The 15,059-nt window shown below is 42.6% G+C and carries 17 protein-coding genes; 16 read left to right on the plus strand and 1 reads right to left on the minus strand.

Features of this window, described 5'->3' with window-relative positions:
* Positions 1–11: 11 nt before the first annotated feature.
* The 14 genes from Q1A31_RS06735 to Q1A31_RS06800 all read left to right on the plus strand — a co-directional run bounded on the left by Q1A31_RS06735 (position 12) and on the right by Q1A31_RS06800 (position 13,400).
* Positions 12–581, plus strand: a complete 570-nt coding sequence (locus tag Q1A31_RS06735) for an RAQPRD family integrative conjugative element protein (RefSeq protein WP_299874177.1) — start codon at positions 12–14, stop codon at positions 579–581.
* A gap of 41 nt (positions 582–622) precedes the next feature.
* Positions 623–1,399, plus strand: a complete 777-nt coding sequence (locus Q1A31_RS06740; protein ID WP_299874179.1) for a lytic transglycosylase domain-containing protein — start codon at positions 623–625, stop codon at positions 1,397–1,399.
* Positions 1,400–1,490: 91 nt separating this feature from the next.
* On the plus strand, positions 1,491–1,826 hold the full coding sequence (locus Q1A31_RS06745; protein WP_299874182.1) for a hypothetical protein: 336 nt from the start codon (positions 1,491–1,493) through the stop codon (positions 1,824–1,826).
* Positions 1,827–1,828: 2 nt separating this feature from the next.
* Complete coding sequence (locus Q1A31_RS06750; RefSeq protein ID WP_299874185.1) at positions 1,829–2,206, plus strand: DUF3487 family protein; 378 nt, start codon at positions 1,829–1,831, stop codon at positions 2,204–2,206.
* On the plus strand, positions 2,187–2,873 hold the full coding sequence (locus Q1A31_RS06755) for a PFL_4703 family integrating conjugative element protein (RefSeq protein WP_299874188.1): 687 nt from the start codon (positions 2,187–2,189) through the stop codon (positions 2,871–2,873). Before Q1A31_RS06750 ends, Q1A31_RS06755 begins: the two co-directional genes overlap by 20 nt.
* Positions 2,870–3,721 (plus strand): TIGR03749 family integrating conjugative element protein, encoded by an 852-nt coding sequence (locus tag Q1A31_RS06760; protein WP_299874191.1) that lies wholly within the window; start codon positions 2,870–2,872, stop codon positions 3,719–3,721. The genes Q1A31_RS06755 and Q1A31_RS06760 overlap by 4 nt, the downstream gene beginning before the upstream one ends.
* Positions 3,722–3,724: 3 nt before the next feature.
* Positions 3,725–5,158, plus strand: a complete 1,434-nt coding sequence (locus Q1A31_RS06765; protein WP_299874194.1) for a TIGR03752 family integrating conjugative element protein — start codon at positions 3,725–3,727, stop codon at positions 5,156–5,158.
* Positions 5,121–5,579: a TIGR03751 family conjugal transfer lipoprotein gene (locus Q1A31_RS06770; RefSeq protein WP_299874197.1), complete on the plus strand. Its 459-nt coding sequence runs from the start codon at positions 5,121–5,123 to the stop codon at positions 5,577–5,579. Before Q1A31_RS06765 ends, Q1A31_RS06770 begins: the two co-directional genes overlap by 38 nt.
* Positions 5,580–5,591: 12 nt before the next feature.
* The gene (locus tag Q1A31_RS06775; RefSeq protein ID WP_299874200.1) at positions 5,592–8,429 is read left to right on the plus strand and encodes a conjugative transfer ATPase; all 2,838 of its coding nucleotides are present in this window, start codon (positions 5,592–5,594) and stop codon (positions 8,427–8,429) included.
* The gene (locus tag Q1A31_RS06780; protein ID WP_299874202.1) at positions 8,422–8,637 is read left to right on the plus strand and encodes a hypothetical protein; all 216 of its coding nucleotides are present in this window, start codon (positions 8,422–8,424) and stop codon (positions 8,635–8,637) included. The genes Q1A31_RS06775 and Q1A31_RS06780 overlap by 8 nt, the downstream gene beginning before the upstream one ends.
* Entirely contained in the window at positions 8,621–9,160 is a 540-nt protein-coding gene (locus tag Q1A31_RS06785; protein ID WP_299874204.1) for a hypothetical protein, read from the plus strand. Before Q1A31_RS06780 ends, Q1A31_RS06785 begins: the two co-directional genes overlap by 17 nt.
* The gene (locus Q1A31_RS06790) at positions 9,157–10,380 is read left to right on the plus strand and encodes a TraU family protein (protein WP_299874206.1); all 1,224 of its coding nucleotides are present in this window, start codon (positions 9,157–9,159) and stop codon (positions 10,378–10,380) included. Before Q1A31_RS06785 ends, Q1A31_RS06790 begins: the two co-directional genes overlap by 4 nt.
* A gap of 18 nt (positions 10,381–10,398) precedes the next feature.
* Positions 10,399–11,880, plus strand: coding sequence for a hypothetical protein (locus tag Q1A31_RS06795; RefSeq protein WP_299874209.1), 1,482 nt, complete (start codon positions 10,399–10,401; stop codon positions 11,878–11,880).
* Positions 11,880–13,400 (plus strand): conjugal transfer protein TraG N-terminal domain-containing protein, encoded by a 1,521-nt coding sequence (locus Q1A31_RS06800; protein WP_299874211.1) that lies wholly within the window; start codon positions 11,880–11,882, stop codon positions 13,398–13,400. Before Q1A31_RS06795 ends, Q1A31_RS06800 begins: the two co-directional genes overlap by 1 nt.
* 21 nt (positions 13,401–13,421) lie before the next feature.
* On the opposite strand, the gene Q1A31_RS06805 is transcribed toward Q1A31_RS06800, so the two are convergent.
* Positions 13,422–13,658: a hypothetical protein gene (locus Q1A31_RS06805; RefSeq protein ID WP_299874214.1), complete on the minus strand. Its 237-nt coding sequence runs from the start codon at positions 13,656–13,658 to the stop codon at positions 13,422–13,424.
* Positions 13,659–13,885: 227 nt separating this feature from the next.
* Here Q1A31_RS06805 and Q1A31_RS06810 point away from each other — a divergent pair, with 227 nt between their 5' ends.
* Both Q1A31_RS06810 and Q1A31_RS06815 read left to right on the plus strand, forming a co-directional pair.
* Positions 13,886–14,242 (plus strand): hypothetical protein, encoded by a 357-nt coding sequence (locus tag Q1A31_RS06810; protein WP_299874218.1) that lies wholly within the window; start codon positions 13,886–13,888, stop codon positions 14,240–14,242.
* 22 nt (positions 14,243–14,264) lie between these two features.
* Positions 14,265–14,966, plus strand: coding sequence for a TraX family protein (locus Q1A31_RS06815; protein WP_299874221.1), 702 nt, complete (start codon positions 14,265–14,267; stop codon positions 14,964–14,966).
* The last annotated feature ends 93 nt before the right edge of the window (positions 14,967–15,059 follow it).

The raw sequence follows: 15,059 nt of genomic DNA on the forward strand, positions 1-15,059 counted from the left end.
TTCTACTGACTATGACTCTATATAAACACATGAGCTTCACATCCCCATTGATAGTAACGATTACGTTCATCTTTTTATCGGTGATGGCTGTCACTGAGGCACGTCCAACACTTGTCGTGGAAGAACAATCGACATTACAACGCATCCTCTATGAGATGAATGCTTCGAATGAGCTATTGCAAGAAGCTCAACGCAATGCGGACAATCAAGACCGTTTTCGTTTTTCATATCATTGCCTGGTGATGGATATCAACCTCGTTAAGAAAGGTCTCTATACAGCTATCAATGGAACGCAGAACCATGCCTTTCAAAATCAGGAATTGTGTATTGAGTATGGGTTTTCAGGACAGTTCGGAAATGAGAACGCCCTGCTGCAACAATATATCCATGAACTACAGAGCATCCTGCCTATCGCCCAGGAAGCGTCTAGGTACGCCAATAAGCAAAACAGAGCCAGGTTCAACTACCAGATCCTAATCAGTGATATTAAAACCATCATTAGTGGCATCGAGCGCGCCTTAATTGGCTCAGGTGATCAGATTCGCCAATTTCCAGTACTGCGAGGTAAGTACGCTCAATGAAGTATTCACTTCTCAAATCTGTCTCCTTCATTTTACTGCTAATGCTTCAGTCGGTCGTGTTTGCTGCGGATGAAGATAAATGGGATGAATATATCGGCCAGGCAGCTGCTGCAACCAGTGTGGACCGTGATTTTATTAAGGCAATTATCAAACAGGAGTCTGCCTTTCGTGATGATATCGGTAATGGCACAACACTCTCAAGTGCAGGTGCCATTGGTGCCATGCAAGTCATGCCAGCTACCGGCGCTGATTTAGGTTATAGCGTCGAAGATCTCAAAGATCCTAAGACAAATATTATGGCAGGGGCTGAGTACCTGAAATGGTTATCGGGTCTCTCCTACATCGATGGCGATCCATTATTAATGGCTGCTGCCTACAACGCAGGTCCTGGTGCAGTTCAACAATATGGTGGAGTTCCCCCCTACTCTGAAACCGTTCCCTATGTGCAGAAAGTTGCCCAGAACTACGCCGGTTATTCAGGAAATACCATCAACACAGATAGCGTACCTGCGCCAACCATAGAAGGGGGTAGTCCTGGCATATCCATTGATTTAGCTTACCCAACTGTGTTGGCTGATATATCAGATGCTATCGATGTTTTTGAAGCTTATACCAATACCAGCGTATCAATGATGCAGAAGTTTTTTAAAGGACTGCTCGTGTTCTTGATGATGCTCCTTGCTGGTGTACAAATTTTGTTTTTTTGGAAAGAAGGTGTGAGCCAGGATGATGAGGAAGTATTTGCTGGCACATTCATTTTTTCCATGAGGGCACTGCTCCTCATGTCATTTTTATTCATTTTTATCACTGCCCTTTAAGGAGGGAAAAACTATGTATCTTGCTCAAACTATTAAATCTCCATCTTTTGTAAAACAAGGATTATTTGCCCTGCTTCTTCTGAGTATTGTCATGTTATTTCCAAACATTGCCTCAGCTGCCGATGAAACCGGTGCAGAGGTCACTACTGCCATTCTGGAAAATATTGTTAAGTACGCTAAATGGATCGCTTTTGTCATCATCGGAATTGCATTCATGATGGTGGGCTGGTTCTGCCTTAGAGCTTACGGTTCGTGGGCTGATGATGACAATAAGCAAGGCACTATGCCACGACTAGTCCTGACTATCTTTCTTGGTATTTTGGTATTAGCTGTCGTTACCATTTTTGTGACTAAAGGCGTTACGTACTTAGAAACAAATATCGTAACCACTTCGATCAGCCCAGCTTATGAAACGACTATTGCCTAACAATGGCTGATTTCGTTCCCAATAGGATCGACCGTGACCCCGTGATAATGAAGGGGGTCACAAATCCTGAATTTAAAATGATTACCGTCATCGCATCCGTAATAAGTATTGGTGCTTTCATTTTATTTTTATTTGTCATTAGTGCCGTGTTTTCAATGCTTGCCAGTGCCTTTGTCCTGGTGATTAGTTTATTCGCGGGGGTGTACATGCTTGCTGCCTATAAGCGCAATAAACCACGTAATTACGTTACCCACATGAAGCATGTATACATCGAGCGTTATTTCAAAGTTCCAGCACCTTTTATTCATAAAACCACACATTTTAAATCCACTCGAAAAAGAAGATTGACGAGGAAAAGACATGGCTTATCAAAAAAATAGAGATAACTTACTGGCGGTTATACGAACCCTTTCTGTCGCGCTGATTTTGATGACACTATTTTCAGGATATCTACTCGTTTCAGCAAAGAATCAACTGAAGCGCTCATTTGTCGATATCCCCTCCTATACCCTGGGCGGTAAAGCCGAATCAGTGGCTTTAAATACCATGCACAAAACCACCGTGTATAGCTTTGCACAGCTCGTATTTCAGCGTCTCAACCACTGGTCTTACGATGGTGAAAAAGAATACGAGAAAAATATCCGTGCGAATGAACACATGCTGACACCTGAATACATGGCGTTTTTAAGACGTGATGTAGAAAGACGTAAGGGCAACAAAGTCAGTTCAGAACTTAAGCATCGGAGCCGATCCATTCGTCCCATTGCTTCGGGCTGGGATGAAGACCGGGTGAAAGTCGTATCAACCAAAGATGGAAAACCCTCTGCCTGGGTGGTGCTACTGGATGTTGAGTTAACAGAAATGATTAAGGGAGAGACCATTAAACACCTCTACTTACGTTACCCCCTTCGAGTCGCACTGTACGATATTGATCGCGATAGAAACCCCTGGCTATTGGCACTCGATGGATATCAGGATGAACCCACAAAGATATCCAAAGAATTAGATAAAAAAGAAATGGTTAAAACTGAGGACTCACTGTTATGAAAATGTTTACCCGGCTAATAGTCATAGTAACGCTCGTGTTTACACAATCTGGAACACAAACAGCGTTTGCACAAAGCGCAAAACGGATGATTTATAGGGGTGATGCTTTGAAAATCACGCTAGGTGTGGGTAATGAGCGCCGTTTAACGTTTCCCGATATCAAGCTGGTGTGGGCCGATGTTAAAGATAAGTTAAAGCCAGACCTGGACGTGCAAATCGTTGGTAAGAATGTCTATTTCAAAGCCAAGAAACCGTTTAAATCGACCCGCATTATTGTTGGTGAAGATGGTGGCAATAAAGTGTACTTACTGGATGTTATGGCCACTAAAAAAAAGGTGGGCAATCAACGCCTCGTGATAGTCGTGGGTGAGGACCGCTTTGCGGTGGCCGATAAAGATAAAAAAGTCATAGCAGAGTCTGTAATTGCGCCTTTAAAACGAAGGTCATCACCAGGGGCCGGGTTTAAAACCTTACTGCAATATGCTGCACGTGAAGTCTATGCACCTGAAAGACTTCGCGTTAAGACCGTGGGTATGCACCGTGAGTTTATTAATAAACGTCGCACCTATCATTTGTATAGAGGTAATGAAATCAATACACAGCCTGTCGTTGCCTGGCGCTCAGGTGGACTCCATGTCTCAGCGATTAAAGTGCAAAACCGAACCAATAAGTACTTGGCTTTAGACCCCAGGTTACTCAGAGGTAAATGGAAAGCTTCCTTATTTTATCATACGCAGCTTGCTCCAAACGGAAGTCCGGATGACACAAGTACCCTCTTTCTTATTTCAGAGGATGCCTATGTAGATGCGATTCGATCAAACCCAATGATAAAAATAGGGGGGAGATAAATAATGGCTTCTTCCAAATCAAGCAAGATGCTTCCCATTATTACACTACTGATTGTGGCAGTAGTCGGAGCGGGTCTCTATGTGAATTTCTTTCTCTTTGATAAAGATGGTACACGCAGAGCCAACCTTGGCTTTAACTCAAGCAGAATGAAGAGTGTACAGGTCGATGCAGATCTTCCTGTCGATACTTTGAACACCCTGGCTGAAAAGTCAGCGACTTTTGAGAGTCAAGTGAAAGGTGTGAGAGAAGCAACGTCAAAGTCCTCACAAGAGATTCTTGAAATGAGAAAGATGATGAAGCAAATGGTTGAGAGTAATAGTTTGTTACAGCAGAAGTTAGATCAACAGAACCGTGAAATGACTGCCGTAAAATCAGCGGTATCAAGCAATAACAATAAAACACTGGATTTTGAAGCGATCAAAGAGAATCTGGTCGAAGCGGTCACAGGAAACATTGCAGCGATGTTACCCAATGAAGCACAAACCGAGTACCCCATTTCAACGGGGGGACTTACCAATGAACCTACGGTCGTGCCAGAAACCACTTCACGTGTTAGAGCCTATGGCGCACCGATAGATAAAAATGGGCAAGTCCCTAAAAACTATCTGGATCAACTCGATCAATCATCAAACGATGATCATAGTAAAGACGCTGTCTCAGCAGTCGATCAGCAACCTGAAGTGGTCGTAGACCCTCGTTACACTATTCCTGCAGATGCGGTATTAAACGATTCGATAACGATAACTGCCTTGATAGGGCGAATTCCTAAAAGTGGCAACATAGGCGACCCTGCACCTTTTAAAGTGGCTATTGGTCGGGAAAACCTGGCAGCGAATGGATTCTCTATTTCTGGTCTGGATGGAATGATCATGTCAGGGGTGGTCTACGGTGATTCAGTTAGAAGTTGTGTCATCACCAAAATCAGACGCGCTACGTATATTTTTGAAGATGGGAGAATCCTCACCCTGCCCCGCTCAAAAACAGCAAGATCAGGAAGTGCTAAGACATCCAGCATAAGCGCTGGTAATACCATCGGTTATTTAACAGATCCATACGGTGACCCTTGTATCAAAGGTCGTCTCTACTCCAATGGTAATGCCCAACTGAGAAAATCAATCCTGGCGAACATGGCCGCAGGTGCCGCTAATGCCTATGCACAAACACAAGTCACCACGCTCACTGATGCCAGTAATATCGCCTCCGCAGTGACAGGTAATGATACAAAGTTTGTAACAGGATCTGCTATCGCGGAAGGGGCACAAAGTGTCGCTGATATTTTAAAAAACCAAGAGTTTGATAGTTGGGACCAGGTGGTTGTGCCAGTGGGTACGCCTGTGACCATTAACATCGATCAACAACTTGAAATTGATAATGCCACCTATTTAAGGAAACTGGTTTATGGACAAGAAAATAACGTTAACGGCCTTACTGATTAGCAGCATTGCTATCAGCGGATGTAGCTCATCGAGTCAGATGAATACTGCTAACTCAGCGTCAAAAAAGCCTCGTGCAACTGTCGCAGACATTATGAAACGTCAAGGCTCAGAGACTGATATTAAGTCATACAGGCGTTCTGTATCAGAGTCAGCGCATCAGCCTGTCCCTGTATCAATGTTCAATAGGGTGAGAGGACAGTCAAGACATGTCCCATTAATGCACTACACACGTTCAGAGGCTAAGGAACTCAAGGGGATTTTTCCGCGCCTTCCTAATCCTGATTTGTGCATGTATGTATACCCACACCTATCGTTAGAAGAGGCAACAATACCGGGTTATAGCAGTTGCTTTTCCCTTTATGACAAAAACCATTATGCCTTGCCAGGTGAAATGCCAGCAACTCTGCAAGCGAACTACTAAGAGATTACCTTTATGAGCGTTAAACCACCCACTGAAGGACTGACACCAAACACCTCTGACGGAGTGGTCAAATATGGCAATGTACGCCGTAAGAAACTAAAAGATACCTGGTGGAATAAGATAAGGCGAGGAACCTATTATCCGTTGTCCGGTGATGTGCCACTAGAGGAAAAAGACCGAAAAAAGCCGATTACTAAAACAGGAACCATTGCTGAAGAGTCATTTTTAGATCATGTACCCTTTTCTCATTACGATACGATCAATAAACAGATTGTTTCAGATGATGAACCAGGACGTGAAAAACGTGCGGTATTTCTGGATATCCTACCTGCCGATGTGGAAGGCATGAATGAGGAAAATATCGAAGAAATAGCGGATAAAATCGCGATTGCCTTTAGCGCGATTACCGGTGAAACCATTCCCTGGATTGTTCAGATTTATATTAATGATGAACCAGTTAGAGCACTCACCCATGAAATTAAATCCTATGCTGAAAGCTATGACAAAGACAAACTTGAGGGTGAATTACCCCCCAAAGAATATAGAGAAATGTGGGGTAATGTCTTAGACGAACACTTAAACAATATATCGTCACGCTCAGGTGTCTTTGAAGAATCTCGCACCGGTTTATCCTGGCGAGCTCGATTTCGTCGAGTCAAAATGGTTCTGTACAAAAACAGCCGTGATGTAGATCCATTACACCTCAATGATCAGGTTTTGCGCGTCTCTGAAGCACTCAGGGAAGCAGGTATTCAGACAAAACGTATGGACGGTGAATCGGTCTACAAGTGGTTGATGCCTTGGTACTCAGGTGAACAGGAAGATGCCTATGAACACATGGAAAGAATGCCGTATCCGCGTGAAGAGGAAAACAATGGCGAACTTCCCGCTGCCTTTGATTTGGGCGAGATGTGTATTCGTAACAGTCCAATTAGCTGTGATCATGAGAATAAATGTTGGCGCTTAGGTAAGCGTTTTAATCGTTTTATTACGTTAGAGCCTTATCAATATAAACCCAAGCCTGGGCATTGGGTACTTCAAAGTAAGAATGGGACAACACCTTTTGACCGGATGCCTGACGGATCCATTTTAATGTACACACTGATCATTCATGCTCAAGATAAAGTAGAAGGCAAAGTGACTGGGACAAAATCACGTGCAATCGGTGATGGTATGGATGCTGAGCTTACTCGCCAAGAATGTGATGCCACCTTGCTCGCAATGGCCAAAGGTGATCGCTTGATTACCTCAGTCGCTGGAATCTACATTGACGCACAATCACTAGAGGAGCTAGAGACAAGAACTACAACCTGTATGGCTGCAGTGAAAGGTGCAGGGTTCGATGTCATTGAACCTGTGGGTGAGAATGGTGATGTACTGATTCTCGATACCTTTACGCGCGGATTGCCCATGAATTTTGATGTGGAACTGGACGATAAAGAGTTTGGACGTGCCAGAAAAATATTTGATGATCATTCTGCACGACTCATACCCTTCTTAACCCGTGGTCGGGGTACCAATCATCATGGTATCAACTTTAATGCGACCGGTGGAGAACCGATATCTTTTGATCCTTTGAATAACCTGGACCGTGCAAAAAATGCACATTTATTCATGATTGGTTCAACAGGATCAGGTAAAACCGCAACGACGATTAATATGTTGCTACAGCTGCTCTATGTCCACAACCCTAGACTCTACCTTATTACAGCACTTCCCACCTTCGGACTATTTGGTGATTTCCTTGATTTTCATGGCTATAAGGTCAATCGAATTCAAGTGACTAAACACAGCCAACCTTCTTTACCTCCTTTCGCCGATATTCCATTAATTGAAACAGGTAGTGATGGAGATCCGAATAACACGGTTATCAATGATTCGGGTGATCGTAATATTCTTGGTGAGGCTGAAATTGTAGCAAAGCTAATGCTCACAGGTGGTAGAGAAAAAGAACTTGATAAATACGATTCACATGCTGAAGCACTAGTCTCAGAAGCCATCCAATTCGCTGCTAAAACAGTTGTAGAAGATGGTCGCAGAGAAGCACTGACAGAAGATGTGGTTAAGGCGTTAAAAGCATTATCTGCCGATGAGGAAAGATTCCCAGAACGCAACGAACGTCAAATGTTGGCTAAGTTTGCAACGATCATGCAACGCTTCACCAATGGCTTCAAAGGACAATTATTTAATCGTCCAAGAGATGAAGTTAAAAATGCCGATATCACGATCTTAGAATTAGGTGAATTGGCGAAAGATGGCAATGAAATTGACCTAGCCATTGCTATGACAGGTCAACTACAGACGATTAATCATATCGTGGAAAATGATCGGGAAAATCTACGAAATACGATTACGGTTATTGATGAAGCGCATACCCTGGTTAAAAACCCACTGATTGCTCCCTATTTGAAAAAAATCACCGCCATGTGGCGAACTTATGCGGGTTGGTTGTGGATTATCACCCAATCACTGGAGCAGATGCCTGATACCACCAAAGAGATCTTGGCTCAACCAGAATGGTGGTTTGCTTTGAATATGGAAATAGATGAGCTTGAGCGTATCAAGAAGTTTAAGGACCTTAACGAACATCAAGGCAACTTATTAACCGGGACGAAGAAAGAATACCAAAAGTTCACGGAAGGCGGTGTGATCTCATCGAACGTGAATACAATCTTTAGAGCTGTTCCTCCGGCGATTGTATTAGCACTGACAGGTACTGAGAATGCTGAGATTGCGAAACGACATCGCTTGATGAAGAAGCTCAATATTAATGAGGCTGAGGCAGCCTTTAAAGTGGCCGAAGAGATTCTCCATAAAAGAGAACGCTTTGGTAAACAGATCAATGGTTAAAAAAGTTATTAAAAACAACACGGATAAAGTCATCAATATTTGGTGTGCTACTTGCGGTGACACAACCATTAATTGCCCCGAAATACGCTGGAAAATTAAAGATGAAGCACGAGGCATCGGGATCTGTTGTCACTGCGCTGAAGTGTTAGATGAAGAGTATTTGGTATTACCCAATAAGAATGAGGATGGTTATGCAGCATTTGATTAAATTAAGCCGATTAACGACAAAAACTTGTGCGTCTATCACGTTATTACTACTGCTCTCACAGGCTGTTTTCGCCAGTGAAATTAAAATTTTCCTGAATAAGGAACATGCTGATCAGGTCACAGGAATTGCTGAAGCCAAAGCATATGGTTTCACCGTCAATTATATCTATGTAGACCGTATTGATGAAGTCCAGGATCAGATCTCACAGCGAGTAACTGAAAAGTATCAACCAGCAATCGATGCGGTTGTTGCCAATATAGGCCTGGAGGCGTTAATGGCAATGGGTGATATCGAGCGTACCGAATTCTTTATGCAAGAGTTTGCGAAGATGAAGGTTAAGCCGGTTACACCATCGACTATCTTACCCAGCGAATTAGATGACGTGAAATACGCTATCAGTGATGTTAATCAAGCTGAAGAACAGGGCATTACGCCTGAGATGTTGCCAGCAGTGATTCTCAACGGTCAACTTTACCAACAGCAATACGACCTCTTGACGCTGATCAAGGAGAATCAAAAATGAGGAAAAACAATAAACTGCTTGCCTTCATTATCTATATTGCACTGATCAATCCCTTTGTGAATGTCAATGTACAAGCCGAAACGTTTAGCGGCATTGATGTCATTGCCGATGCACACACCTTTGAGTGTCTTGACTATGAAATCATTATGCCAATATGTATTTATCTGCTGATTATAGTTACACCATTTGGTGTTTATTTTAAGTGGTATTTCCGCGATAGGATTAATCACAATTTGCCTGATCTTGTTGTGACCTCTTTTAAAACACCTGGGCAAACGCCTTTCACCGATATTCGCAGCACCGAAAGCAAAGCGGCCATGGAGATTTTCAACTCAAGTTCAATGCGTTCAGCATTCGATGACCATGCATTAGGTGGAGGTGAGGTTTTAAATGGTCACGTAGGAAGGCAATCTTCAAACACAGTAAAGAACAATCGGATGTTCGAAGCCAATGTGATCGGCTCACCCGCGCCTAAAGTAATTAGAAAAACCATGAAATATGGTGTTCCAGCAATTTTAGGCAAACAGTTTATCTGTAAGTCTAATGTAAAACGCTATAAGCCCTATTTTATGTCTGAAGCAGACGCAATAGCCTGGCGTAGAGGCGAACTAAACCCCCATGCCTCGATCTATATCACAGGTGCACGAGAAATTGGAAGTCTCAGCGTCAGTAATCCAACCGGTAATACCTGGGGCAAAGTACACCCAAGAATAGGATTTGTTCTTCAAACAGAACCTGCCAAAGCTGCAGCTGTTATTGCACAACGCTCAATCGATATCGTTACACAGAAAAACCAGGTTCCTCATGTGTATCAGTCCTATGGGACAAGTGAAGGTGAAGTTAATTATATCCCGACAGAAGTGGATGAGAGTAACTGTGAAAATGGAGGCTTTGGGGAGTATTCACAGGATCCTAACTGCGTGGCTGAGTACAATAATGATACGAGTGAATACTCAGACTCTTATGACACACTCGAAGAGGCGTGTCCTACAACCTGTTATGGCGCTTCAGCCTCTGCAACTCAGATGCCAGCCGGTGATGAAAAAAGAAAAGCCTGGCAAATGCTAGTACCTGAACCCTCCGATCAATGCGAAGCGTTTGGCACCGATGATAAAGACTGGCCAAAAAATAAAAACAATGAAGAAGGCGAGTATGGCTGGAACTACTGGCGAGAGTATGAATGCTGCAAACCTGCTCCTGGTATTTTATTAAACCCCTAATATTAAGAATCAATAAATATGAAAAACACCATGAAACGTATTTTAGTGGGCTTTATTTTAGCCTGCGCATCCCAAACGGCAATCGCTGAGAATATACCAAACTTACCATTGCCTAGTGATGAAGTGTTCTTTTACGAGATTGGGGCAGGTACTAATTTTAGGGTCATCGGAGGAAAGGATGTGCCTAAAGAACTTCAGATGATTCGTGATTTTGGTTTATTGATGGGTGATGGAGAATTTGATCCACTTGAAACCATTAAAGCGACACTAAAAGGTTTACTGCAGAGCTATGTGAATGCTTGGACTAAAAAAGTAAAAGGTATGATGAATATTAGCCAGTACACATCATCTTTAATACAACTTCCTGGTTACACACAATGTATCGCCAACCCTACTTCGTGTCAGATAACCGAAAACTATACGGTCCGATCTGAAGAACGTGAACGCTACCAGCGTGAATTCTTAAATAAGCTGGAAGGTGAATTAGGCAATGTCAGGGGCCAATTGGACGGTTGGCTTCAAGCGGGTAAGGCGAACCATTTGATTAAAGTGATGAATGAGGCAAAAGCATCGGGTGAACAAGATATCGAAAAAGTCACGGGTAAAATCCGAGATTACACCGGCAAAGAGGGGCTTAAATGGATCGGAGGAGAAATGGCCGGTGGAGATGGCCAGCCCCCTATTCGTCCCATTGCCGATGCCGCGAAAGCGGGATTTAATATGTTACTTGGACGTGATGCCACGAATGGTTCAAAAGCTACTGGTGATGATCCGCTGCTTGATTATTGGGATACCCCTGAAGAACTTGGAAAATGGTTAACAGAAGTAGTCGGGGAATATCGTCCGGACCTTAATAATACACACAGTCAGTCCACTATATCAGGCGATAAAATAGGCTCCGATGATGGTGATCTAGGCAGAGGTGGAGAAGATGTTTCAGTAACCAGTGCCTATATGTCCAGTGATATGTCTACTCCATCGATGGGACTCTCACCCAAGGTACGCAAAGAAGCAACTCTCATTCGTGAGTCGATTCAGGCAATGGTGGATTCATCAACAGAACCTACCACCGAAGAGTTGACCCAAATTATGGGTAAGTCCAGCTCGATAGTGCTGACTCCACAACTTATCAATATCTTGAAGAATTCGCCGTTAGAAACCGTTTTGATTAAACAACTCAGTGATGATGCAGCACTCGCGAATACGATAAAGGTAGCGATTGAAGCAAGACGGGCTCTGTTAGCTGGAAGAAATGAAAATCATATAGCCTCTTATGAGATGGCTAAAAATGACATCGATGACCGGGCTAAAATGCTGACACAGTATATTGATGACTTATTGTACGAGCGTAGAATTTCTAGTGAACTTTTAACAGGAAGGATAAGCAGTGTTTACCAACATGCTGAAAGCTTAAAGCGTCATTATGGTAATGCCACCTTTAAAACACCGACAGATACGCTCTCAGAAGGTGGTAAGTCAAGTTCAGGTGGGAGCGAGTAATGGACGTTGGTAGCTCGTTTCGGGTATATGGTGATTATTTTGGTTGGTATGTATTCGATCAGCTTTATGCCTTCCTGATCGTCACAGGCTTGTGGACCATCCCCTTTTTGTTTTATTTTTATCAAGCTTTTTTTGGTAATCGAGGGGGTGGTGAAGGCTACGCCTTTAAACCGTTTGCCTCATTAAAAACATTCGAAATGTTGTTATATCCTGGCATTGTTATCTTTTTCTTGTTCATGTATCCCCTGGTACCGGCAAGCAATGCCTCGTTTGTTTATAACGATGGTGTCAATGAGCAAACTAATGGATCAACTGGAACCACATATGATCAACTGGCAGCAACTATGCCCAGTGAAATGGTCAAAATTCCTGCAGGTTGGTATGCGATTATATGGCTAACCAGTGGGGTGAATCAGCTGGTGAAAGTCATTCTACCCACCGGAGCTGATATTCGAGGCCTAATGTATCAGCAGCAGCAAATGTCTATCGATGACGCTGAAGTAAGAAAAGAGTTTTCAGCCTTTGAAAGTCACTGCCTGATACCCGCCCATATTCGTTACAACATCATCAAACAGAAATATCCAACTTCACAAATGAATGCTCAATTTGTGGCATTACAAGCATCAACCTCCGAAGAGGATGCTTATAAAGTGGCACCGACCTACCCTGGCAATCTGTTTTATATGGATTATTTATATAATAATAATGTGTGCTCTGCTGCTGATGTCAGTGGTTTAGACAGCCTATGTATTCCTAAGACAGGAGGCATATTAAGCCCGCAAAATGCGGGATATGGCCAAACAAGCTGTGCAATATGGTGGGACAGCAGTCTTAAGGATAAAGTAGCGAATGATTTTGCGGGTAATAACCTGTCTATCGCAGGTGGAACCTGGGCTACGGTATTTTCCACCGACAATATGGTTAATCGTTTGATCTTTGGGAAACTGGGTCAATCAAATGCCAACGTATCAGAAAGCGGCCTGGGTGACAGCAATGGGGGTGATTGGGGCTGGGGCTGGTTCAAAGAGAAGGTTGCTGCGGTCGCAGTCGCTATAGGTGGTTTTTTTATGCAGTTTCCAACAACGGTGATTAAGTTTATGTTGCCGATCATCTTAGCTGCATCGATCATGATTTTAATCATAGTTATGCCTATTTTTATTGTGTTTGCACTTTACCGTCCTGAAAAACTGATGACCCTGGTTGTGTTATTTTTTGGTATCAGCTTTATCCCGGCGATATGGTACATCGCTTCCTGGATTGATATTGTGGTACTCAAAGTAATATGGGGTGACCGCACATTTATCGAAGGCGTGTTTTCTTTAGGCCACGGCGTTTGGAATATATTTTCACTGGTGATCTATTTCTACTTTACGAAATGGTGGTTACAGTATTTAAGTACAATTGGTGGAAAGGCAGCGTTAGGAGTAAGTGGAATGATGAACGATGGAGCATCGTCAAGTAATAATGCTATGAAAGAAGGCGCTGATAAAGGCAAACAAGCTGCACAAAAAGGAAAATGACTAGCGACTTAATAAAAGACATTAGTCATTGTGTAAATTCATCGGATTTGTGAGAGCACTAGAAGAGGTAGAAGTTAAATCATTATAATCTTCTTCGTCTATTTCAAATAGCCCTTCACTCTCATTAGCGCTATTAGAACTTCCCAAAAGCTTTAGGAAGAAAAACAACGCACCAAAGGCCAATGTAATAAGAGCCCCCAGGAATTTGAAGAAATCTTTAGAGGTCGCGTTCTCTGTAATGTGTTCTGGATTATTCATTAGATGCCTCCTTAGATAGCAGTGAATATGATTTATAATGCGTCTTTTATACAAGACATTATAACATCAAACAAGTTCCTTAAGCGGAGACTATAACAGATGACTCAACTGACCTTTACTTATGATGAGCTGCTACAAGCGTTAACCGCATATGAACTGAAGCCATTGAATTGTACTCGCACAGGAAAAAACTGATTTAGATGACCGTATTGGGGATAAAGAATTTTATGAAAACGAAGCATACGGCTTCCTTCAGGGATGATCAAAAGCAGTCGAGTCTTCCTGGTTTACTGCAAGTTCCTATGAGCCTGGTGAATGGATCCTTAAACTCTAACACCACTATTGATACTTTAGAGGTAACTCCCCTACCCTCAATACCTGCAGAGCTATCGTATGAGATTAGTTACTTTTCTAAAAATAAAGAATCTTATACTCAATTTATCAAGACTCATTCATTAGCCATCGCCGAGAATATCGCCAGTGAGAACTGTGATGTATTAGCTGGTGAATTGTCCACCGTTCGCTGTCTAAATATACCTAAGCGGTCTTTGCCACCGATTCAAAAAAAGCTAAGCTTTAAATAGTGGCTGCTGTTTGCCAGCATCGATGATTACCAGGCTTAGTTCTTCTCAACAAGTATTACTGCAGTGGATTGCTTTACTGGTAATGACACTCGATCATTACATTTTGATCTTCCATGATAGTAGCCACTGGATTCATTACTTAAGCCGCTTCGTGTATCCTGTTTTTGCGTATCTAGTGGTTTATAACTACATATTTAGAACGAGTAATAAATCAAGGTACCTGGGGCGGCTCCTGTTATGGGCGTGTATCTCGCAATCCATCTATAGTTGGGCCCTTGATTTGGATATCTATAAGCTCAATATCCTTTTTACCTTGTTTTTTGGACTCGCTTTTATACATTGCCATAACTATTTAAAGCATCAGTTATCCACACATCATGAACTTGCTTTGACTGGTTACTTCGGTTTGTTCCTGGTCTTTTTAGTTCTAGGAATTATTGCCAGCTATTACTGGTTCGGATTGGCCTTACTTGCAACCTTTGCACTTTATTTTCGGTATCCCTCATCAAGCAGTTTAGTGTCTGTAGCCATCAATATTGTGTTGTTGAATGTGGTTACTGGGAACCTGGTTCAGGGCTTTTATGGTTTGTCGTTTTTCTTGATTGTTATTGCGTCAGAGAAGGTTACTGAAGGCGTAATAATAAGTAAACTTTCTGGTTGGTTTTTTTATGCTTACTACCCCGCCCATCTTGCAGTTTTAGGAGTATTTAGTTATGTACTTTAAATATATCTTTGTCTTACTGTACTGCTGGATTCTCAAAAGAAACTAAAGTCTCTTCGCAATCTGTATCAGAGTCGCAAATCAACGTTTTTGGTT

Source organism: uncultured Cocleimonas sp., assembly GCF_947495625.1.
Lineage (GTDB): Bacteria > Pseudomonadota > Gammaproteobacteria > Thiotrichales > Thiotrichaceae > Cocleimonas.